Annotated in this window: 20 protein-coding genes; 4 read left to right on the plus strand and 16 right to left on the minus strand. The window is 38.8% G+C overall.

Annotated features, from left to right (window positions below; translation table 11 throughout):
• Positions 1-4 precede the first annotated feature (4 nt).
• From KTI79_RS01035 to KTI79_RS01075, 9 genes are all read right to left on the minus strand, one after another.
• Complete coding sequence (locus KTI79_RS01035; protein ID WP_032043301.1) at positions 5-1,360, minus strand: MFS transporter; 1,356 nt, start codon at positions 1,358-1,360, stop codon at positions 5-7.
• A 42-nt stretch (positions 1,361-1,402) separates the two neighbouring features.
• Positions 1,403-2,188, minus strand: coding sequence for a 3-oxoadipate enol-lactonase (gene pcaD / locus KTI79_RS01040; protein ID WP_032053880.1), 786 nt, complete (start codon positions 2,186-2,188; stop codon positions 1,403-1,405).
• On the minus strand, positions 2,185-3,540 hold the full coding sequence (locus KTI79_RS01045; protein ID WP_032053881.1) for a 3-carboxy-cis,cis-muconate cycloisomerase: 1,356 nt from the start codon (positions 3,538-3,540) through the stop codon (positions 2,185-2,187). Before KTI79_RS01045 ends, pcaD begins: the two co-directional genes overlap by 4 nt.
• Before the next feature lie 2 nt (positions 3,541-3,542).
• Entirely contained in the window at positions 3,543-4,754 is a 1,212-nt protein-coding gene (gene pcaF, locus KTI79_RS01050) for a 3-oxoadipyl-CoA thiolase (RefSeq protein WP_032053882.1), read from the minus strand.
• A 12-nt stretch (positions 4,755-4,766) separates the two neighbouring features.
• Positions 4,767-5,420, minus strand: coding sequence for a 3-oxoacid CoA-transferase subunit B (locus tag KTI79_RS01055; protein WP_032053883.1), 654 nt, complete (start codon positions 5,418-5,420; stop codon positions 4,767-4,769).
• An 18-nt stretch (positions 5,421-5,438) separates the two neighbouring features.
• On the minus strand, positions 5,439-6,110 hold the full coding sequence (locus KTI79_RS01060) for a 3-oxoacid CoA-transferase subunit A (RefSeq protein ID WP_032053885.1): 672 nt from the start codon (positions 6,108-6,110) through the stop codon (positions 5,439-5,441).
• Between the two features lie 334 nt (positions 6,111-6,444).
• A complete protein-coding gene (gene ispD / locus KTI79_RS01065) occupies positions 6,445-7,161 on the minus strand; it encodes a 2-C-methyl-D-erythritol 4-phosphate cytidylyltransferase (RefSeq protein WP_032053886.1) in 717 nt (238 codons plus the stop codon).
• A complete protein-coding gene (gene ftsB, locus KTI79_RS01070) occupies positions 7,127-7,516 on the minus strand; it encodes a cell division protein FtsB (protein ID WP_005069056.1) in 390 nt (129 codons plus the stop codon). The genes ispD and ftsB overlap by 35 nt, the downstream gene beginning before the upstream one ends.
• A gap of 315 nt (positions 7,517-7,831) precedes the next feature.
• Positions 7,832-10,027 carry a TonB-dependent siderophore receptor gene (locus KTI79_RS01075; protein WP_032053887.1) on the minus strand — a complete coding sequence of 732 codons (2,196 nt, stop codon included), beginning with the start codon at positions 10,025-10,027 and terminating at the stop codon, positions 7,832-7,834.
• A 370-nt stretch (positions 10,028-10,397) separates the two neighbouring features.
• On the opposite strand from KTI79_RS01075, the gene KTI79_RS01080 reads away from it, so the two are divergent.
• Positions 10,398-11,078, plus strand: coding sequence for a hypothetical protein (locus tag KTI79_RS01080; RefSeq protein ID WP_032053888.1), 681 nt, complete (start codon positions 10,398-10,400; stop codon positions 11,076-11,078).
• A gap of 312 nt (positions 11,079-11,390) precedes the next feature.
• Positions 11,391-12,068: a DUF421 domain-containing protein gene (locus KTI79_RS01085; protein WP_032053889.1), complete on the plus strand. Its 678-nt coding sequence runs from the start codon at positions 11,391-11,393 to the stop codon at positions 12,066-12,068.
• Between the two features lie 83 nt (positions 12,069-12,151).
• Here KTI79_RS01085 and eno read toward each other — a convergent pair whose 3' ends face one another.
• The 3 genes from eno to KTI79_RS01100 form a co-directional block, all read right to left on the minus strand.
• The gene (eno, locus tag KTI79_RS01090; protein ID WP_002121066.1) at positions 12,152-13,441 is read right to left on the minus strand and encodes a phosphopyruvate hydratase; all 1,290 of its coding nucleotides are present in this window, start codon (positions 13,439-13,441) and stop codon (positions 12,152-12,154) included.
• 63 nt (positions 13,442-13,504) lie between these two features.
• Positions 13,505-14,362 (minus strand): 3-deoxy-8-phosphooctulonate synthase, encoded by an 858-nt coding sequence (gene kdsA / locus KTI79_RS01095; RefSeq protein WP_002121042.1) that lies wholly within the window; start codon positions 14,360-14,362, stop codon positions 13,505-13,507.
• A gap of 30 nt (positions 14,363-14,392) precedes the next feature.
• Positions 14,393-16,030: a CTP synthase gene (locus KTI79_RS01100; RefSeq protein WP_032053890.1), complete on the minus strand. Its 1,638-nt coding sequence runs from the start codon at positions 16,028-16,030 to the stop codon at positions 14,393-14,395.
• 223 nt (positions 16,031-16,253) lie between these two features.
• Between KTI79_RS01100 and KTI79_RS01105 the strand changes: the two genes are divergently transcribed.
• Both KTI79_RS01105 and KTI79_RS01110 read left to right on the plus strand, forming a co-directional pair.
• Positions 16,254-16,730 carry an internalin gene (locus KTI79_RS01105; protein WP_032053892.1) on the plus strand — a complete coding sequence of 159 codons (477 nt, stop codon included), beginning with the start codon at positions 16,254-16,256 and terminating at the stop codon, positions 16,728-16,730.
• Between the two features lie 243 nt (positions 16,731-16,973).
• On the plus strand, positions 16,974-17,819 hold the full coding sequence (locus KTI79_RS01110; RefSeq protein WP_032053894.1) for a metal-dependent hydrolase: 846 nt from the start codon (positions 16,974-16,976) through the stop codon (positions 17,817-17,819).
• Between the two features lie 67 nt (positions 17,820-17,886).
• Here KTI79_RS01110 and KTI79_RS01115 read toward each other — a convergent pair whose 3' ends face one another.
• The 4 genes from KTI79_RS01115 to KTI79_RS01130 form a co-directional block, all read right to left on the minus strand.
• Positions 17,887-18,981, minus strand: coding sequence for a YheT family hydrolase (locus KTI79_RS01115; protein ID WP_032053895.1), 1,095 nt, complete (start codon positions 18,979-18,981; stop codon positions 17,887-17,889).
• A gap of 19 nt (positions 18,982-19,000) precedes the next feature.
• A complete protein-coding gene (locus tag KTI79_RS01120) occupies positions 19,001-19,717 on the minus strand; it encodes an SGNH/GDSL hydrolase family protein (RefSeq protein ID WP_032053896.1) in 717 nt (238 codons plus the stop codon).
• Between the two features lie 38 nt (positions 19,718-19,755).
• The gene (locus KTI79_RS01125; RefSeq protein ID WP_032053897.1) at positions 19,756-20,163 is read right to left on the minus strand and encodes a nuclear transport factor 2 family protein; all 408 of its coding nucleotides are present in this window, start codon (positions 20,161-20,163) and stop codon (positions 19,756-19,758) included.
• A gap of 73 nt (positions 20,164-20,236) precedes the next feature.
• Entirely contained in the window at positions 20,237-22,261 is a 2,025-nt protein-coding gene (locus tag KTI79_RS01130; RefSeq protein WP_032053899.1) for an NADPH-dependent 2,4-dienoyl-CoA reductase, read from the minus strand.
• Between the last annotated feature and the right edge of the window lie 22 nt (positions 22,262-22,283).

The raw sequence follows: 22,283 nt of genomic DNA on the forward strand, positions 1-22,283 counted from the left end.
TCTATTAAGTTGCATCGGTATGCGCAACAATTGATTTAATAAATACCGCAACAGCAGCAGCGGTCGCTGGAATGAGTAATAAACTAAGAATGGCGGTAAACGACCAATCATTGCCGAGTAACACAGCTCCAATCCACGCACCAAATACCGCACCAAAACGCCCAATACCCGTCATCCAAGACACACCTGTTGCACGGCACTGAGTTGGATAGAAGCGTGCACTTAACGCCGGCATCGAAGATTGCGCACCATTAATGGCGATACCCGCACACAGTACCAATACTGCAAGTAAGGTTGAGTTGCCTAAGCTTTGACCGACAGCAATTGCAAATAGACCTGCGGCAAAGTAGAAAATAGCGATGACTCGGTTCGGGTTGAATTTGTCCATTGCCCAACCAATAAACAGTGCGCTCACCACACCACCGAACTGGAACAAACCGCCAATAAATGCAGCGCGCTCCATCGAAGCACCTGTTTCACGCATAAGTGTTGGTAACCAACTTGTTAGCAAGTAAACAACCACGAGTCCCATGAAGTAAGTCACCCAAAGCAAAACCGTACCTTTGGCATATGGCTTAGAAAACATAATTCCAAAGACATTTTTCTTTTGAACAACTTCTGTTTTTTCTTCAGGCACATGAAATGCTGTCGCATTTTGAATCTGCGCTGGTGCAATATGGTTTAAGATTTTGCGTACTTTTTCTGGATTCTTACCTTTCACAATTAAAAAGCGGTAAGACTCAGGTAACACCAAAATCACTAAAATCATTAAAATTAAAGGTGACCAGCCGCCAAGTAAAAACAGACTGTGCCAACCATAAGTCGGGATCAGCCAGCTACTAATAAAACCACCTGTTGCCATACCCAAGTTGTAACCACAGAACATACATGTCACCAGCAGTGAACGAATACGTGTTGGACAGTATTCAGAGAATAATGTGGTGGCATTTGGCATCGCTGCACCCAAGCCAATACCTGTCAAAAAGCGTAAAACGACAAGACTATCTAAGTTGGTTGCATAAGCAGATGCTAAGGTGAACCCACCAAATACAAGCATCGAAAAAGCTAAAACGATTTTGCGACCAAAGCGGTCAGCTGTCGGGCCAGAAACTAAAGCTCCAATAATCATCCCACCAAGTGCAGCACTCATCACTGGTCCTAACTGAGAGCGGTCAACACCCCAATCTTGGGCCAAAGCTGGAGCGATAAAACCCATTGCAGCAGTATCAATACCATCAGTAAAAATAATTAAGAAACAGATGATTGCGATCATCCATTGATACTTACTGAGTGGAGCATCATTAATTAATGCTTGAGCATCGATACTTTTATTTGGTGCAGCGTAATCCTGAGACGCCATATTTGCCTCCTTAAGGCCAATTCCTTTTAAATTACTAAGCGATTAGATTTGCTGAATAAATCTAGTCAATTCCTGAGTAAATCTTTGTGGTTGCTCAATATTAGAAAGATGGGATGCTTCGAATTTTGCAAGCTGGCTATTATTAATTGCTTTCTGCATAAATTCGGCATCTGCTACTGTCGTTACCGGATCTTCTGTTCCTGCAATCAGTAGCGCTGGAATTTGGATTTGTGCAATTTCATCTCTTAAATCGGCATACGCTAAAGCACGACATGCATTGGCATAACCTTGTGCTGGTGTGTTTGCGAGACTTTGAATCGTTGTCTGTGCAACCACATTATGCTGATAATCAAATTTTTCACTGAACCAGCGGGTATGGGTAGTTTTAACTAGCTCGGCTAAACCATTTTTTTCTACCGATTCAGCACGACTTAACCAAGCCTCGGTTTGACCAATTTTGGCTGCTGAGTTTGCAACTGTAATGCTATTAAAACGATTTGGATGATGAATACCCAACCACAGCCCTGTAATTCCGCCCATTGAAATGCCGCAAAAATGAGCTTTTTCAATATTCAAGGCATCTAAAATATCAACAACATCTTCAGCTAAGTTTTGCAATGTGGTGTCACTAATTACATCACTTTCACCATGACCACGTGTATCGTATGTAATGACATTAAAATGACTTTTTAATTCATTCAGCTGAGGTTGCCACATACCATGGTCTGTTCCTAATGAATTAGAAAACATAAGCACAGGAGCATCTTTTAGACCATCTGTATAAACTGCTAACTGTTTTCCTTGACGATTGCTAATAGTCTGTTTCACTTTGACTCTCCTTGTGCTTCTTTCAAAACCGCATCAATCTGTTGCTGAATATTGCCTAAATAGTTTTCTGGTTTGAAAATATTCCTTATCTCTTCTTGGCTAAACTGCCCTTTTACTTCATCTAGTTGGCTAACAACATCAAACAAATGCTCATTTTGTGCTACTGCTGTTTTACATGCAGCTTCAACTAAATGATGAGCATTTAAACGACCAATTTTGGGAGCAAGTGCCATCATCACCGCTTCTGCCATAATTAACCCGTTGGTACACTCAAGGTTCTGTTGCATATGCTCAGCATTAACTTCAAAACCTTGTAGAACTTCACCAGTACGGCTTAATGCTCCAGCACAAAGCTGAAAGATTTCTGGAACTGCTAACCATTCTGCATGCCATGCACCTAAGCTACGCTCATGTTCCTGCACCATACTTTGATAGATGCTAGACATAAGTGCCGGTACACGATTCGCCGCAGCTAATACGGACGCTGCCGCAACCGGATTACGCTTATGCGGCATGGTCGATGAACCACCACGTCCCTTCGCAGTTGGCTCAAACAACTCTGCAATTTCAGTTTGCATCATCAGTGACCAATCACGTGCCATCTTGCCCGTATTCCCGACAATCATGCCAAGCACACTTGCGATTTCTACAATACGGTCGCGCTCACCATGCCATGTACTTGTCGGTACAGTCAGATTCAGCTGCTCCGCAAATGCACTGACCACAAGCGAACCTTGATCTTGCAAAGAAGCTAAGGAACCCACAGCACCACCTAACTGAGCAGTGAGCACACGTGATTTCATTGCTTGAATACGGTCTAAATCACGTTTAAATGCAGAAGCCCAACGAGCGAGTTTATGCCCTAAAGTAATTGGCAAAGCTTGCTGTAACCAAGTACGCCCAATCATGACTTGATGGCGATATTGCTTAGCTTGCTGTAATGCAGTCGCATAGCATTGTTGAAGTTGAGCTTCCACAATGTTCATGGCATCGCGGCATTGCAAAATGCAAGCTGTGTCTAAAATATCCTGACTTGTTGCGCCCCAATGCACATAACGTGAAGCATCTTCATCTACATCTTTAACAATTGCCGTAAGCTGCTTTACAAATGGAATTGCAATATTTCCAGCTAAACCAGTTGCTACCGCCAAAGCGGAAAAATCAAACTTGTCTAGTGCATGCTCAGCTACTTGGGCAATGGTATTAGCCGCATTTTGAGGAATCACACCAACTTGTGCCTGCGCTTGGGCTAACGCAACTTCGACCTCAATCATGTATTTGATTAAAGATGAATCACTAAAGATGTCAGTGACGTCTTCTTGATAAAACAAGCTGGCATATAACTGGCTCATGATTAGACTCTCTCAATAATTAAAGCAATGCCTTGGCCTACCCCAATACACATTGAACATAAGGCATAACGACCACCTGTTTGTTCAAGCTGGTTTAAGGCTGTAGTGACTAAGCGTGCACCTGATGCCCCAAGCGGATGACCCAAAGCAATTGCACCACCGTTTGGATTTACCTTGGCAGAATCATCTGGCAAGCCTAAATCACGGGTCACTGCCAAAGCCTGTGCAGCAAAGGCTTCATTCAGCTCAATTACATCCATCTGGTCTAAAGTCAGGTTGGCTTGTTTAAGTAATTTTTTAATTGCTGGTGCCGGAGCAAAACCCATAATGCGTGGCTCTACACCCACCGCTGTTGAGGCAATGATCTTGGCACGTGGTTTTAAGTTATAAGCTTGAACTGCCTCATCAGAAGCAATCAGTAGAGCTGCTGCACCATCGTTAATGCCTGAAGCATTCCCCGCAGTGACGGTGCCATCTGCTTTAACCACAGGCTTAAGTTTACTTAAACCTTCAAGTGTAGTTGATGCACGAGGATGTTCATCAGTATCAATCACAACAGCATCACCCTTACGCTGAGGGATTTCAACTGCCACGATTTCTTTAGAAAAAAAGCCTTTGGCTTGCGCGCTTGCGGTGCGTTGTTGGCTCACCAAGGCAAACTGATCCTGATCTGCACGATTGACGTTGAACTGTTCAGCGACGTTTTCGGCAGTCTGGGGCATGGTGTCTACACCATACAATTCTTTAAGTTTAGGGTTAATAAAACGCCAGCCCATAGTGGTGTCTTCAATCTTCTGGCTACGGCCAAAAGCACTGTCTGACTTACCCATCACATACGGTGCACGGCTCATGCTTTCTACACCACCTGCAATCACCAAGTTCGCTTCACCTGCTTTAATAGCACGGGCAGCAATGGCAATGGCATCGAGTGAAGAACCACACAAACGGTTAATGGTGGTTGCCGGCACCTGATAAGGTAACCCTGCAAGTAGTGCTGACATACGGCCGACGTTACGGTTATCTTCACCGGCTTGGTTGGCACAGCCATAGATCACATCATCGACCTGTTCCCAATCTACATTCCGGTTACGCTGCATGAGCGCTTTAATCGGCACAGCGCCAAGGTCATCAGCACGGACAGGTGCAAGGCCACCGGCATAACGGCCAAATGGGGTACGGATGGCATCGATGATATAAGCGTTTTTTAATGTCATTTCCCTACTTCCTTACCCTTGAGTCGCATCAATCAGAGTTGCACCCGTTAAAGCCTGTAACTCATCAAAGCTAAGACCTTCAACTTTCTCAATCACTTTTAAACCATCTTTAGTTACATCAATCACACAAAGATCCGTGTAAATACGGTCAACACATTTTTTACCCGTAACCGGATAGCTCAGCTCAGCCACAATCTTCGGCTCACCTTGCTTGGTCACATGGTCTGTAGTGATAAATACTTTTTTAGCACCCACAGCTAAATCCATCGCGCCACCCACAGCAGGAATCGCATCCGGTGCACCCGTGTGCCAGTTCGCCAAGTCACCATTGGCTGCAATCTGAAAGGCACCAAGTACGGCAATATCAAGGTGTCCACCACGCATCATGGCAAAGGAGTCGCCATGGTGGAAAAAGCTGCCGCCTTCAAGCATGGTCACAAACTCTTTACCCGCATTAATCAGTTCAGGATCTTCTTCACCTGCCGCTGGAGGTGGACCAAAGGCCAACAGGCCATTTTCAGAATGAAGAAAAATATCTTTGTCATTAGGTAAGTAGCTGGCAATCTTAGTTGGTAGGCCAATACCCAAGTTGACATAGGCGCCATCTGGAATATCTTGTGCCACACGCTTTGCAATCTGGTCACGGCTGAGTTTCTGGTAGCTCATGTTATTTCTCCTTATTGCTTACTGTGCTGGCGCTACTTGTACAACATGCTGTACAAAAATACCCGGGGTGATAATGTGCTCAGGGTCTAAACCACCGAGTTCAACCACTTCAGAAACCTGAGCAATGGTGACATCAGCAGCCATCGCCATGATTGGGCCAAAGTTACGTGCTGATTTACGGTAAACAAGATTGCCCCAACGGTCGCCCTTGTAAGCTTTAATCAAGGCAAAGTCAGCCTTGATCGGATACTCAAGTACGTAATCTTTACCATCAATCTGGCGGGTCTCTTTGCCTTCAGCTAAAAGTGTGCCAAAGCCAGTTGGGGTAAACACAGCACCTAGGCCCATACCGGCTGCCTGAATACGACACGCCAGATTACCTTGCGGTACGACTTCAAGCTCGACCTTTCCGGCACGATAAAGTTCATCAAACACATAAGAGTCTGATTGGCGTGGGAAAGAACAAATCACTTTTTTAACCGAACCGGCTTTAAGCAATTTCGCCAGACCATAATCGCCATTACCGGCATTGTTACTGACAATGGTTAAATCTTTAACACCGAGTTCAATAAGACCATCAATGAGTTCAGCGGGTTGTCCTGCGGTACCGAAACCACCAATCAGAATGGTTGCACCATCTTTAATCTGCGATAGAACCTCGCTTAGTGAGGACTTACTTTTGTCAATCATTAGACAACTCCATTGTGCTCATTGAAGAAGAGAGATAAGAGAGTTAGGCACACTGAGGCGAGAAGAATAGATAAATATTTCACTCAATCCCGAGTGTTTCCCTTAGATTTCCCTTTTAAACATTTTTGATAATTTTCGTATTTTGATCTAGTAAGCTAGATACAGTTTTGTTCGCTATAAATATATTTTGTTCGATGATCGAACATTATCTAAATAAATTATTCAACTAATCTTATAGACTTGGGATGTAAAAAAACATTAATTCTTATAAATAGATATGTAGAAAAATTTACTTAGATCCTTTAAACATCTAAGCAAGTTCAAATTGAAGTAATTAAGATTGAGACTGAAGAATTAAACGTGCAAGCTCTAAGTCATCGGGATAGGTAATTTTAATATTATCAGAGCGCCCCATCACAACCTGTACAGTTTCACCCATATACTCGAGTGCACTTGCCTCATCGGTAATAGTGACATTATTTTCTAAAGCATGTTCAATTGCTTTTTTGAGTTTACCGATTTTCGTAATTTGAGGGGTTTGCGCTTGCCATAATGAATCTCGGCTGACTGTTTTATTAATATGATTATTTACTTCAACCTGCTTTAACGTGTCACGAACGGGAATCGCTAAAATAGCACTATGATTTGACTCAACTGCTGTTTGAACAAGAGTATTTAAACAGTCAATTGTTACACAAGGTCGTGCAGCATCATGAACAAGTACCCAATCATTTTCATCGGCAAAAGTTAAAAGATGATTTAAAGCGTTTAATACCGAATGGACTCGTTCCGCCCCACCCGTACAAAAATGCGCCTTATCTATATTTTGAAATGCAAGAGTCTGGGCAAAGGTATCTTGGGAACCGATTGCTAAAATATAACCCTCTAATGGAAGTTGACTTATACGCCGAACAGTATGCTCTAAAACAGTTGTATTCTGAATATATTGATACTGTTTCAATTCGGTTTTAGAAAATCGACTTCCTGATCCTGCAGCTGGAATAACTGCCCATAATTTAGTCTGGGATATCTGGGGATGCAGGTGTCTCATTCGTTTCCAAATCAACTTTAGCGTTCGGGTCAATATAAATAGGCTTGTAATGGGTACTAATTGTACTCATTTGAACAAATGTCTCATGTGGTTTAACCAAACCAAGATCAAGGCGTGCATGTTCTTCAATTGCTTCTGTACCATTTTTCAGGTCAAAAACCTCTGCTGCCAAAATACGGTTTCGTTCTTTAAGCTCTTCATTAACTTCAGCTTGTTGCTGAATTTGTTGCATGAGAGCTTGATGAGGGAGATAACCACCCTCACCTAACCAAAATTGATATTGTAGTATGGCCACTAAAACAATAACCAGTAGCAATATCAGTTTGCTTGAAGTGGATCGAAATACTTCTAACATATCATTAAGAGTTTTAATTAAAAACTTTGATTAAGCTTTTGTATTGTATAACAATTTAAAAAGAGCATGCAAAATTCCTGCAAAATCAGTGCAAAACTATTAATGCGCATGTTACTTTAAATTGACCATTGTGACATGTTTCATTTTGTCAAAAATGAATGGAATTTGAAAGGGAAATCATATTTATAAGTACAACTGCTTATAAATCACTCTATGTATATAAAAGCTATTCTGCGTATCACGAAATTATGTTGAATAAATAGAAAAAAGTCCTCCGAAGAGGACTTATCAATAGAGATTTAAATGAACTCGTAATTAGAAGTTATAACGAACACTTACTGTTGCATTTCGTGGTGTGCCCCAATTCATTGAGTTAGCACCAATACCTTCATAATATTTTTCATCAAAAATATTATCGATATTAAATTGAAGTTTGATATTTTTATCCACTTGATAGCCAAGCATCGCACTTGCTAAAACATACGCATCTTGCTCAATACGAGAGCTTCCACTATCCGTATAGTATTTACTCTTATAATTTAAACCAAGCCCTGCACTCCATTGATCAAGTTTGTACTTAACAAATAGATTCGAGGTTGTTCGAGAGTTTGTCGTATTAACCTTTGTGCCCTGTGCATCTTTTGCTTCAAAATTAGCAATACCAAAGCTAATACCCCAATTGTCATTAATCTCGCCATCAGCTTCAAACTCAAAACCTTTACTTTCAACCCCATCTACAGCGCGATAGGCCTGCTCTGTAGTTTGTGTACCATTGCGAATAATGAACGTATCAGGTATCAATTCAGCAAAATTAGATTGTTCTATACGAAATACGGACAACGCTGTATTTAAACGCCCTCCAAACCATTCGCTTTTTAAACCGGCCTCATAACTCTTACCTGTAATCGGGTCAATATATTGATCATTTATATCTTTACGTTCTTGAGGTTTAAAAATTTCCGTGTAACTCGCATACACAGAATGATCTTGGGCAAAATCATAAATAGCGCCAACATATGGTGCTAATTCATTGTTAAATTCACGGTTACCTTTATCATTTTCAGACTTATATTTCCAGTTAGATAAACGTGCACCAGCAATAACTTTTAAAGGATCAAAAATTTGAAATTTACCAGCAATATATGCGGCAGTTTGTGTGGTTTCATTTAGCGCATTTTTACCGTTTAAAACAACAGGCTGAAGCAACTCTTGAGCCATATCATTATAGTTAAGTGGTCCACCTAAATACTTTTCAATATCTTGGTTGGTGTTAGACCCACCAAAAATATCTTTTGTCTTTTCATTCTTATTCCAAGATCCACCAATAATGATTTCTTGTGGACGATTAAAAAGCGTAAATGGAGCATTGATAAAAACATCAATATTGTTTTCTTCATTGGCAGCTTTTGCGCCATATACAGAAACATAATCAGGTTTATTCTCCTGATTATCATTTTGATTTTCTAATGGACTTGTATTGGTTGCTTTGTCTACTTTTCCAGCTGTATACAACAACATAGAAGCTGTATCTTCTTTACGGAAGGTATAAGCAATATTTAAATTAACGTCATTAAATAAATTCTGTTTTAAATTTGCAAATACTGCCGTTGTATTCACATCCCAATAGGTCCAAGGTGCACTTACTGTTAAGCTTCTGGAAAAATTGGTACGAGTCCCATCAGTATAAAAAGCAGGTGTACCGCCCCAACGAATACCATCACGATGTAACTCTTGATAAGTTGCCCCAAGCGATATGCTTGTTTTATCGCTCAAATCATAATCAACCGCTCCATAAAATACATTGCGTTCTTTCTCATAGAAATCCATAAATGATTTTTCATCAGAATGCTTTACAAACATGCGGCCACGCAATGATCCATCTGCATTAAGTGGCGTGGAAACATCTGCTGAGCTACTCCAAGAGTTCCACGAACCTAATGATGTACTGACATTGCCAGTAAGTTCTTTAGCATTAGCATGCTTACGAATCATATTGAGGGCCATTGCGGGATTTCCCGCACCTGTAGTTAAGCCACTGGCACCCTTAACGACTTCGACACGATCATAAATATCTAGATCAAGATCGCCTATACTTAAGTTGGTGGTACTTGGCATTCCATCCAGTAAGTAATAATCCACTTCAAAGCCCCGCGCATAAGCTTTTTGGCGCTCATCGGTACGTGAAGTTGAAACACCCGTAATATTGTTCATTAAATCTTGAAAAGAATCGATTTTTCGATCATCTAAATATTCACGAGTTAAAACTTTGACCGATTGAGGAGTTTCACGAAGTGATAAATTTAATTTTGTAGAAGTATTTGCGCTTTTAGCTGTATAACTGCCTGAACCTTCGGTAACAGCGGAATTTTCTTGTTCTGCTTGTACTTTTATCGTTTCTAAAGTGGCTGTACCATTTTTCTCATCTGCATAAACAAATGAAGGAACAGTTAAAGCCATAGCGAATGCTAAAGGATGAGCTCTAAATACTTTTCCAAAGGGCAAAGTGTACATAAGAAAATTCCATAATAACTAGTGTGCTGTGCGAGATTCCCTAGTCTTTTGCTGCTTTTTCTGTGTTACATAACAGCAAAAGTTCGGCACAAAAACTAACACGAATGATAATTATTATCAACAATATATTAATAATTATTCCTATTTGTTTAAAACAAATTATCAATAGTTCTAATTATTTATATCCCTTATACCCCACCAATCTTGCTTAATCACCCAAAATTTTAAAGTTATTACTCTATAAATTAATGAATAAAATGTTAAGAAAAGTATTACGACTAACTCAAAAATAACAAACTAAACAGTATTTTCTTTTATATTTTATTATTCTTCTCAAATCTCATAACAGAGAATAAAGGTATAAGTTGTAGTGTATAAAGTATTAGTATTTTCTTTATTAAGCATGGGCTTGAGCGCTTGTAACAACCACACAGAGGATAGTCCATCAAAATTAATTAATGTAGAGGAAATCCCAAAGCAATATAAACCAATTAATACTTATATATATGAATATAATGATATTATTTATAGACTAAACACTGAACAAGACCAAGCCACTACCCATTTAAAATTAAAAATTTTATTAAAAAAGATGCCAGCTAGTGATGACAACTTAAATATTTTAAAAACTAAACGAAAAATACTTGTACATTTAGGTTGTCTAAATGAGGCTTATATCGTTACAGAAAAAATACTAGCTAAAACAGAAAGTTCAAAGCTACAAGAGATGCAATGTATTTTCTTGAGTAAAATGAAAAAAGATGCTCATGAAATAAAAGCATGTTATGAAAAAACCGCTAATAGTTACTTAAATGAGATAAATTTAATCCCCAAAGCTGCTTTGAGATATCAATATGCTTTATGGGGACATTATGCAGCAATGTTCCATGCTGGACATATAGAATATAAAGATAAGCTCAAAGAAATTATCGATTATCACAACATAGAAGATCACAAAAAAACATATCAACAAATGTATGAAAACGTTATGAACTCTTCTATTTTTCAAAAACGTTTAGACGCAATCCCTTATACCTCTGATTGTCATTAACATTAATCTGTCTTCTTATTCTTATGAGCTACCATATTTATAGTCTGCACCGTTATTAAGCTTAATTTATTTAACAATAAGAAAATTCGCCTTGGAATATATTTTCTAATGCTTCCCCCCTCTCTTGTAAATATAATCTCGCACAACTTTACAGCCTCCTTCATAAATCTTTTTTAAACGCAAGATTCATACAAAATCACATATATTTCTAATTTTTAACTAATAACTACTTAAAAAGTATATTTTTTTATTTTTTACTTTGGTAAAAATTTTATAAGGATTTCTTCTAACTATTTTAATAAGGAGAAAAAAATGGATTTTTTTAATATTTTCATCGGCGATACGACTTGGAACTTTGTTTTAGAAATTTTAGTTCGATGTTTTGTGATGTTTATTATTATTATCAGTTTTTTAAGGTTATCGGGTAAGAGAGGAATTCGGCAGCTTTCACTTTTTGAACTAGCCATTATTTTATGTTTAGGTTCAGCCGCTGGTGACCCGATGTTCACTAAGGACTTACCTATTGCCCATGCTTTAGTGGCTTTTACGGCCATTCTTTCTCTTTACCGACTTGTAACCTGGGCCATGGTGAAGAATAAAAAAATTGAGGATTTACTGGAAGGGAAAGCTTTATGTGTAGTTAAAGAAGGACTTTTAGTCTATAAAGATTTCCAGAAACAAACATATTCACATGATGAATTTTTCTCGGAAATGCGTCAGCAAAATGTTGAACATCTTGGACAAGTGAGAACAGCTTTGTTGGAATCCGATGGCATTTTGAGCTTACTTTATTATGAGGATGAAGATGTCAGATGGGGCCTACCATTATTCCCTGATGCCTACTGCAAAGCCGATGTACTTAAACTTAATACTTTTTATTCATGTATGAAATGTGGTGAAACTAAAATTTTAAATAAAATTGATCAAGAATGTACACGCTGCAAACATCATAGTTGGGCTGAATCTTTGAAAACACGCCGATTAGGATAATAAAAAAGGTGCTATTCCCTATTTAAAACAGAAAAAAGCACCTTAAAATGTTAAAAAATTAATTTTAACTTTTTATTTAAAGATTAGTTTAAACCTTTAAACTCAGCTTTACCGCGGTAAGCAGCTTTAGTCAATTCTTCAATACGAAGTAATTGGTTGTACTTAGAAACACGGTCAGAACGGCAAAGTGAACCAGTCTTGATTTGACCAGCTGCTGTACCTACTGCTAAGTCAGCAATAGTAGAATCTTCTGTTTCACCAGAACGGTGAGAAATAACAGTCGAATAACCATTTGCTTTAGCAAGATAGATCGCATCTAAAGTTTCAGTTAAAGTACCGATCTGGTTGTATTTGATTAAGATTGAGTTACCAACTTTCTCATCAATACCACGTTGTAAAATCTTAGGATTAGTTACGAACAAGTCATCACCAACCAATTGGATTTTATCACCAAGGATTGAAGTCAAGTAGCTCCAGCCTTCCCAATCAGATTCATCCAAACCATCTTCGATCGAGATAATTGGATATTGATTTACAAGACCAGCTAAGTAGTCTGCAAACTGATGGCTTGTAAATGCACGATTACCTTCACCTTCTAAAACGTATTGACCGTTTTTGTAAAATTCTGAAGATGCGCAGTCTAATGCAAGCATCATGTCTGAACCAGCTTTATAACCAGTCAACTCAATTGCTTGTAAAATGATTTGAATTGCTTCTTCGTTAGAACGTAAGTTAGGAGCAAAACCACCTTCATCACCTACAGCAGTATTCAAACCTTGTTTCTTTAAAACTGATTTTAAAGAATGGAATACTTCAGCACCCGCACGTAAAGCTTCAGCAAATGAAGTAAAACCTACAGGCTCAATCATGAACTCTTGAATATCAACAGTGTTGTCCGCATGCTCACCACCATTTAAGATGTTCATCATCGGTACAGGCATTGTCAAAATTGTTTGACCACGAAGATCTGCAATGTATTGGAAAAGAGGAAGTTTCTTTTCTTCAGCAGCAGCACGCGCAGCAGCCAATGAAACAGCCAAAGTTGCGTTAGCACCTAATTTTTCTTTGTTTTCAGTACCATCAAGCGCAATCATTGTGTTATCAATGTCTTTTTGCTCAAAAACTGATTTACCCAACAAAGCATCACGAATTAACGTATTTACATTGTTAACTGCTGTACGAACGCCTTTACCTAAGTAACGTGATTTATCACCGTCACGAAGTTCTAAAGCTTCACGAGAACCAGTTGAAGCACCAGATGGTGCACATGCACGACCAACAACCCCAGATTCTAAAATTACGTCTGCTTCGATGGTTGGGTTACCACGAGAGTCCAAAATTTCACGTGCACGAATGTCAACGATTTGGCTCATGAACAATTCCTCTTTGAATGAATATGAGCTGCGGTTAAAGCAGCGTAAGGGTTATAAAACAACTCAATGGGTGTCTAACTTTTTGAATCCTTTAACTAAAGTATCCAATTCTTTTATTTGTGCCAAGAATGGTTCAAGTTGCGACATACGTAATGCACAAGGTCCATCGCATTTTGCATGTTCTGGGTCTGGGTGTCCTTCCAAGAACAATCCAGCCAAACCAGTTGCCATTCCAGCGCGTGCTAAAGTTGTAATTTGAGCACGACGACCACCTGCTGAGTCAGAACGACCACCAGGGGTTTGTAACGCATGTGTCACGTCAAAGAAAACTGGCACATTCATTTCTTTCATTGTGTCAAAGCCAAGCATATCTACAACAAGATTGTTATATCCAAATGCCGAACCACGTTCACAAAGAATAAGTTTGTCGTTTCCTGCTTCTAAACATTTATGCAGGATATGACGCATTTCATGAGGTGCTAAAAACTGGGCTTTCTTAATATTAATAATAGCCTGTGTTTTCGCCATCGCTTCAACAAGATCAGTTTGACGACTTAAAAATGCGGGTAACTGAATAATATCGGCTACTTCTGCAACAGGTGCAGCTTGATATGGCTCATGCACATCAGTAATGATAGGAACATTAAAATGTTTTTTAATATCACCTAACCATTCGATACCTTTTTCAAGTCCAGGACCACGGAATGAATGCAGACTAGAACGATTTGCTTTATCGAAACTCGCTTTAAATACATAAGGAATATCTAAGCGTTTGCAAATATCAACATACGTTTCTGCAATTTCAAAAGCTAAATCTTTTGATTCAAGTACGTTCATTCCGCCAAATAATACAAATGGCAAATGATTTGCCATTTGTATATCGCCTAAACGTACAACTTCTTGTGGTTTTAATTGTGACATTTAAACTTTCCCAGTTTATTTAAAATCGCATTATTTACTTTTTTGATGCTGTGTTTTTGCAGCGTCAATAAAACTAGCAAATAATGGATGTCCATCACGTGGTGAACTTGTAAATTCCGGGTGGAATTGTACAGCAATAAACCAAGGATGTTCAGGAATTTCTACAGTTTCAACTAAATGTTGTGCTGAAGAGTAACCTGAAATCTTCATACCAGCTTGTTCAATCGCCTCGATGAAACGGTTATTCATTTCGTAACGGTGACGATGACGCTCAGTGATTTCAGCTTTACCATAGACTTCGCGTGTTTTTGTACCTTCAACCAATTCAGATTTTTGTGCACCTAAACGCATTGTTCCACCTAAGTCAGACTCAAGGCTACGTTGTTGTAATTCACCGCGCTCATCTAACCATTCAGTAATTAAACCAATGAGTGGATATTTTGTAGAGCGGTTAAATTCTGTTGAAGAAGCTTCTGGCATACCTGCAACATGGCGAGCGTATTCAATAACAGCCAATTGCATGCCTAAACAAATACCCAAGAATGGGATTTTGTTTTCACGTGCGTATTGAATAGCTTTCATTTTGCCTTCAGTACCACGTTCGCCAAAACCGCCTGGAACTAAAATTGCGTCAGCTGTACTTAAAATAGATACGTCTTGGCTTTCAAGTTCTTCAGCGTTGACATAATCAATTTGTACTTTTACGCGATTTTTAATACCTGCATGTAATAACGCTTCATTTACAGACTTATAAGCATCTGGTAATTCAACATATTTACCAACCATAGCTACACGTAAAGTGTATTCTGGATTAAGTAATGCTTCGACTACATTGTCCCAATCTTCTAAATTTGCTTCTGGAAGATCATTAAATCCAAAACGCTCACAGATCAAGTCATCAACGTTTTGTTCATAGAATGTACGCGGAATTTGATAAATCGTTTTCGCATCTTTACATACCACTACAGCACGCGCTTCTACGTTAGTGAACAATGCAATTTTGCGTTTAGTATCAACATCCACATCATATTCAGTACGACAGATAAGAATATCTGGTTGAATACCAATCGAAAGCAACTCTTTTACAGAGTGTTGAGTTGGTTTTGTCTTAAGCTCTGCTGCAGATTTGATATATGGCAACAAAGTTAAATGCATAAGCATGGTTCTTTTATGGCCAAGCTCAACCATTAACTGACGAACTGACTCCATAAACGGTAATGATTCGATATCACCTACCGTACCGCCAATTTCTACGATAGCAACATCGTAGCCTTCACCTGCGCGAAGTACGCGTTCTTTAATGTTGTCAGTAATATGTGGAATAACTTGAACTGTGCCACCAAGATAGTCACCACGACGTTCTTTATTTAAAACGTCCTGATATACACGACCACTGGTAAAGTTATTAAGTTTGGTCATTTTCGCACGACGTAAGAAACGTTCGTAATAACCCAAGTCTAGATCAGTTTCGGCACCATCCTCTGTGACAAAAACTTCACCATGTTGGAAAGGGCTCATTGTCCCTGGATCGACATTAATGTAGGGATCCATTTTAACCATTGTGACTTTTAAGCCACGGGCTTCCAAAAGTGCAGCAACTGAAGCAGCAGAAATACCTTTACCTAGCGATGAAACTACACCACCAGTGACAAAAATAAAATGGGTCATTAAGTTTCTCGTACAATCAAGCCGAAATCGGCCTACAATGTTTGGCAATTTTACTGTACTCTGCCCCTATAAAGCAAAGTCAAACCGCATCAATTCAAAGATCATTAAACAACTGGCTATTCTATCAGCATTTTTAATAAAAATTTAGGTCAATCTCACATGATTTTTTCATTCTCTTTTGCTGTTATAATGCCAGCTCCTCAATTAAATGTTGTTTAGGACAATGGCAAATAAAAAACTTTTAATCTGTGCTGCAATTGCTGCTGGACTATTGTTAACCGCATGTGTCAAAAAAGAAACACCTAAAGAAGAAGAGCAAGAAAAGGTTGAAACTGCTGTTTCAGAACCTAAACCTGCTGAACCTGCAAAATTTGAGTCTTTAGAAAGTGTGCAAACTGAAGAAGCTCAAACTCAGGAACCACCGCAAGTTGAAGTTCACCGCGAAGAAACAGCAAATACGACAACTGAAATTCGCCGTGAAACTCGCCCTGCCCAACCTGATCAAGGTTCACAAACAACAGTTTCTGAGCAACCTAAAGTAGAGCCGAAACCAAAACCAGAACCTAAGCCTGAGCCAAAAACAGAGCCAAAACCTGAAAAGGTTCAGTCAAAACCAGCTAAGCCTGCTGAACCATCTCAAACTGAAGATGATGCTGTTGCCGCTGCAATTGCTGCTGCTACCCCAGCGCTTAAAAACTAAGTTCGTATTCGAATATGCCCAAATTGATCCATCGGTTTGGGCTTTTTTAATTATTATTCAAATTATCAATTCAATAATAAGTTTTAGTTTTTCTTTCTATTTATCTTTAAAGTTTCCCTAGATATCAATTAGGGACAATTTACTTTTTCTGCCTAAAAAAGCATTGACGATATATATAGAGCGATGTAGTTTTTTATCAAGTTCCTTTTTGGAACTCTAATTAAAAGAAGATTGGAGCTTAAAATGAATACTGTATCAAACCGTGTGCCGGCCTCATTTCCAGTCCGTCGTATGGACTATAATTTTGAAAATACACCTCGTTACTGGTGTAATAACGAACCAACTTTCACACATTATTTTACGGGCTTGTCTACGTTGTTTCCTGAAGGTGAATCATATTTCGTTCGCTCAGTTAGAGCTTTACGCGCACAAGCAAAGTCAAATGAACTTCTAGATCGGGAAATCAGTGCTTTTATTGGCCAAGAAGCTATGCATTCTAAAGAACATCATGCTTTTCATGTAAGTGCACAGCAATATGGATTAGATCCTCAGTCTTTAGAAAAAGTAACTGGCATCGTTTTAAAAACGATTGAAAAAGTTTTTAGTAAAAAATGGAATTTGCTTGTAACAGTGGGTCTAGAACACTACACAGCAGTACTTGTGGTTAGCATGATGGAATCTGTTAATGAGTTAATGACAGACTCAACTATTCGTAATTTGTGGCTATGGCACAGTATTGAAGAAACAGAACATAAAGCTGTTGCCTTTGATCTCTATCAACATTTATATGGAAACGGCTTAAGTGCTTACCTTCCGCGCATTACAGTCTTTACTTTAAGTCTATTTTTAATTACGGGCTTTTCAACAATTTATCAATTTATTTTAATGAAGCGTGATCGCCAACTCCTCAATTTCAAATCTTGGGGTAAGTTCTTTAGTTTTGCTAATAAACAATATAGAACATTAATCCCTAAATTTTTTGATTATTATCGCTTTGATTTTCATCCCAACCAAACAGATGAAAAAGACCTCGTTGCCAGCACAAAAATCAAAATTGGACTAAAAGATCCCAATTTGCTTTTATCTTAACCAAATAAAGTCATAAAGCCCATCTATTGAATGGGCTTTATTGAACTTATAAAAACGATCGATATATTTATTGTTTATGTTCGACCATAAAATAATTCGATATTAACTTGGCAGCCCATGAGGTACTTTTCCAACCTTCGTAAAAGCCACAATGACTTCCCTTTTTTGTGGTGATTACCGCAATATTACTCATTTGCTGAATCGTTTCTTTGTATGGTTCCAAATTTTTAATAGAACAGACAGGATCATCCTCAGCATTAAGAATCATTAATGGAATTTTGACATTCTCAAATACATAAATTGGATTAATGGCTTGGCAATAACTTTGATAGTCCTCAAAGCCAGCCATTTCAAAATATTCTTTTTCAAATTCTTCTAGACTTGTGGTCGCTAGAACTTTTTCAATAGAAGAAAGCTGGTTCCATGTATTTTGATAAGGATGAATAAAATATTTAAATAACTTTTTAGTCATCATTTTGCTATAAAACGGATGAACATTTTTAAAGCCAATCTCCGTGTTGTAGCCTGGACACATTGCAAAAGCAGCTTTAAAGGGTGTATCAGCGCCTTGCTCACCCAAATAACGAACCAACAACCCAGTTCCCGCAGAGGAACCTACGGCATATAAATCTGATTTTGGAAACAAGTTTTGAATGTGTGCAAGTTGCTCTTTAAGATCGCTCGTTGACCCAAAAAGAGAAATCTGTGGTACAGGCATAGGTAAGCCAGCATGCCCACGGCGTAAGCATAGAGCTATTCTCCATCCTGTATAGTGATGTATATCTTTCACTAGTTCACGCATACTTTCAGGTGTCCCTGTAATGGTATGCATAATGACAACTGTTGGAGTATCTGGAGGAAGATCATAGCCATACCACGCGATCGCAGTTATGCCACCATCTCTCATAGTGAGCTGATCAATACGATCATATTCAAGTTTGATAGTTTTTTTTCTAATAATATCAAAGTACAAAAGATGAACATGATTATTGCTCAACCACGGTGTGGGCCGATATTTTTGCTTGAGCTGGGGCAATTTCTCCAGAATATCTTTTATTTTCCCATTTGGGTCATAATAGATTTTTGGCTGTTCAGCACCTAATACCGAATCGAACAATTCTGAACCGAAAGCTTTAATTTTATTTAAAGTAGATATGCCCATTTCCAATCACTACCTCTGATTATGAGTTAAATGATTGCCGCACTAATGCTGCAACCTGCTGTCCCCAAATTGCATAAATTTCTTTACTTGGATGAAAGCCATCACTTGCCATAGGCAAATTCATCGCTTGAAAACTTTTAATATCATATTGAATGAACTTAAATTGGTTTTGTGATTCTAACCATTTATCTAGTACCTGATTCATTTGTTCCGCATATTTTCCAAACAACCAAGCCATTGGATTCGGTAACGCTGGAAAATGCTGCATTGGCGGAACACCAGAAACAATAATGAGCTTAGGCTTAAAACGTGCCTGTATATATTGAAATAATTGTTTTTGTTGTTTTATCCATGAACTTGCTGAGGTTAGTTTCGTGACATCATTAACACCAATCGACGTAACCACCACATCGTAATTTTGTTGCTCTAAATGCTGTACTGCTTGAAAAACCTGCTTAGTTGTATCACCTGTTTTTGCATGCAGTTTCCAGCGTATTGAATATTGATCCTGCAACTCAGAAATAATTGCACCAGATAAAGCATCTTTTTGGGTTTCCACCCCAACACCAGCTGCGGCAGAGTCTCCTAAAATAAGTAATGATAGAGGTCTTCCCTTACCAACGATGCCTTGTCTCTCACCACTGGCTTCTAGCAAGCGTAGTGTATTCTTACGAACCTTTGATCCCTGTACAAACAGTACAGGAAGCAATGCTAGAGTTGAAAGCTTTAACCACATTTTATTGACCTCTATCTTACTTAGGCTATTTACTAAAATTATTGAGGTTGAAACTTAGCAATTCTTATACCCATTTGTTCAGCCAATGCCGCTAAACCACTCATTGGACGGATCATTACTTCAAAATCAATAATTTTGCCTTGGTCATTAAAATGGATCATATCAATACCTTTTAATGACTTACCACTGACATTAGCACTGAACTCAAGCACTACATTTTCACCGTCTTCTGTGTAGAACTCACGATGATAAGTAAAGTCTTCGAACACCTGAATGACATTGGTAAGAATGAAGAAAACGACCTGCTTTCCTTCATAAGGTTTGTAAGCAACTGGTGAGCGAAAAACCACGTCATCTGCCAGCAAATCATTTAGATCGGATAAGTTACCAGCCTGAACCATTTCATGCCATTTTTCTAAAGACTGTTTTGTTGTTTCGAGTGTCATTGTTTTTTTATATCCTATAATTTAACCAAAGAAGTAACGGACATTTCTGTTTAAAAGAAATGCCCATAAAAATTTATAGTGTCGCTGCTAATTCAGCGCCTTGGCGTATTGCACGTTTTGCATCCAGTTCACCCGCCTCTTTAGCACCACCAATTAAATGAACATTTTTTCCATCTGTTTTTAATTGATCATACATTGCAGTAAATGACTCTTGGCCTGCGCAAATCACCACATGGTCAACCTCAAGTACATTTGGTTTCCCATCCACAGTAATATGTAAACCTTGATCGTCTACCTTGTCGTATTGCACACCTGCAAACATTTTGACCTGACGATTTTTTAGACCTGTGCGATGGATCCAGCCTGTTGTTTTACCTAAACCAGCGCCTACAGCAGCAGTTTTACGTTGCAGTAAATAAATTTCTCGTTCAGATGCCTCAACTTTTGGCTGTTTTAAACCACCTACATGCTCATATTGAGTATCGATTCCCCATTCTTCATAGAACTTTTCCGGATTTAAACTACCACTTTCCCCTTCGTGAGTAAGATATTCAGCTGTATCGAAACCAATACCACCCGCTCCAATAATGGCAACACGTTGTCCTACTGGCACACGCTCTTTTAGAACTTGTAAATAGCTCAGCACTTTAGGATGATCAATTCCCTCAAATTGTAATTGACGAGGTGTTACACCTGTTGCAACCACAATTTCATCAAAATTTGCTTGGCTTAATTCTTCATAAGTTGCTTGATGGTTTAACACAAGTTCAATATTTGGTCGCAATTCAATTTGACGGCTAAAGTAGCGTAAAGTTTCGTAGAATTCTTCTTTTCCAGGAACTGTTTTTGCGATATTAAATTGGCCACCAATTTGATGACTTGCTTCAAAAATTTTGACTTGATGCCCGCGATCAGCTGCATATACCGCAAAACTTAAGCCTGCTGGACCTGCGCCAATCACAGCGATATTCTTTTTCACCTGGGCTTCTTTAAAAATTAGCTCAGTTTCATAACACGCACGAGGGTTGACTAAACAAGTTGCAACTTTCATTGAGAAAATATGATCTAAACAAGCTTGGTTGCATCCAATACACGTATTAATTTCATCACTACGACCTTCACTTGCCTTCAAGACAAATTCAGCATCAGCTAACATTGGTCGTGCCATAGACACCATATCAGCATGACCCGATGCCAATACATGCTCAGCCATTTCAGGCGTATTGATTCGGTTAGAAGTAATTAAAGGAATAGAAACTTCACCTTTGAGCTTTTCAGTCACCCAAGTAAATGCAGCACGAGGGACTTTAGTTGCAATTGTTGGAATACGCGCCTCATGCCAACCAATACCAGTATTGATAATTGTTGCACCAGCTTTTTCAATTTCTTTTGCCAGCTGAACTACTTCATCAAAACTTGAGCCACCTTCAACTAAATCAAGCATAGATAAGCGATAAATGATGATAAAATTTTCACCAACTAAAGCACGTGTGCGCTTTACAATTTCAATTGGAAAGCGGATACGATTTTCGTAACTACCACCCCATTCATCATCACGATGATTCGTACGAGCTGCAATAAACTCATTAATTAAATAACCTTCGGAGCCCATGATTTCTACGCCATCATAGCCCGCATACTGAGCAAGTTTGGCGCAGTTAGCAAAGTCATCAATGGTTTGTTGTACTTCGGCAGAGCTTAAAGCTTTAGGCTTAATCGGGTTAATCGGTGCTTGAATTGCTGAAGGTGCAACGTTATTTGCCTGATAAGAATAACGACCCGTATGTAAAATCTGCATAGCAATTTTCCCTCCAGCTTCATGGACAGCTTGGGTAATCACTTTATGTTTTTCAGCCTCTTCAACTGTATCTAGTTTGGTCCCGTGGCTAAATACAACACCATCATCATTTGGAGAAACACCGCCAGTTACAATTAACCCCACATCACCTTTCGCACGCTCAGCATAAAACGCAGCCATGCGCTCATATCCTTGCGGTGCTTCTTCTAATCCAATGTGCATCGACCCCATAAGCACACGGTTTTTTAAAGTAGTAAAGCCTAAATCAAGTGGCTTTAATAAATGTGGATAAGCTGACATATTTTCTCCTATGGCTAGCAAT

This window comes from Acinetobacter sp. WU_MDCI_Abxd143, from assembly GCF_025514195.1.
Lineage (GTDB): Bacteria > Pseudomonadota > Gammaproteobacteria > Pseudomonadales > Moraxellaceae > Acinetobacter > Acinetobacter pittii_H.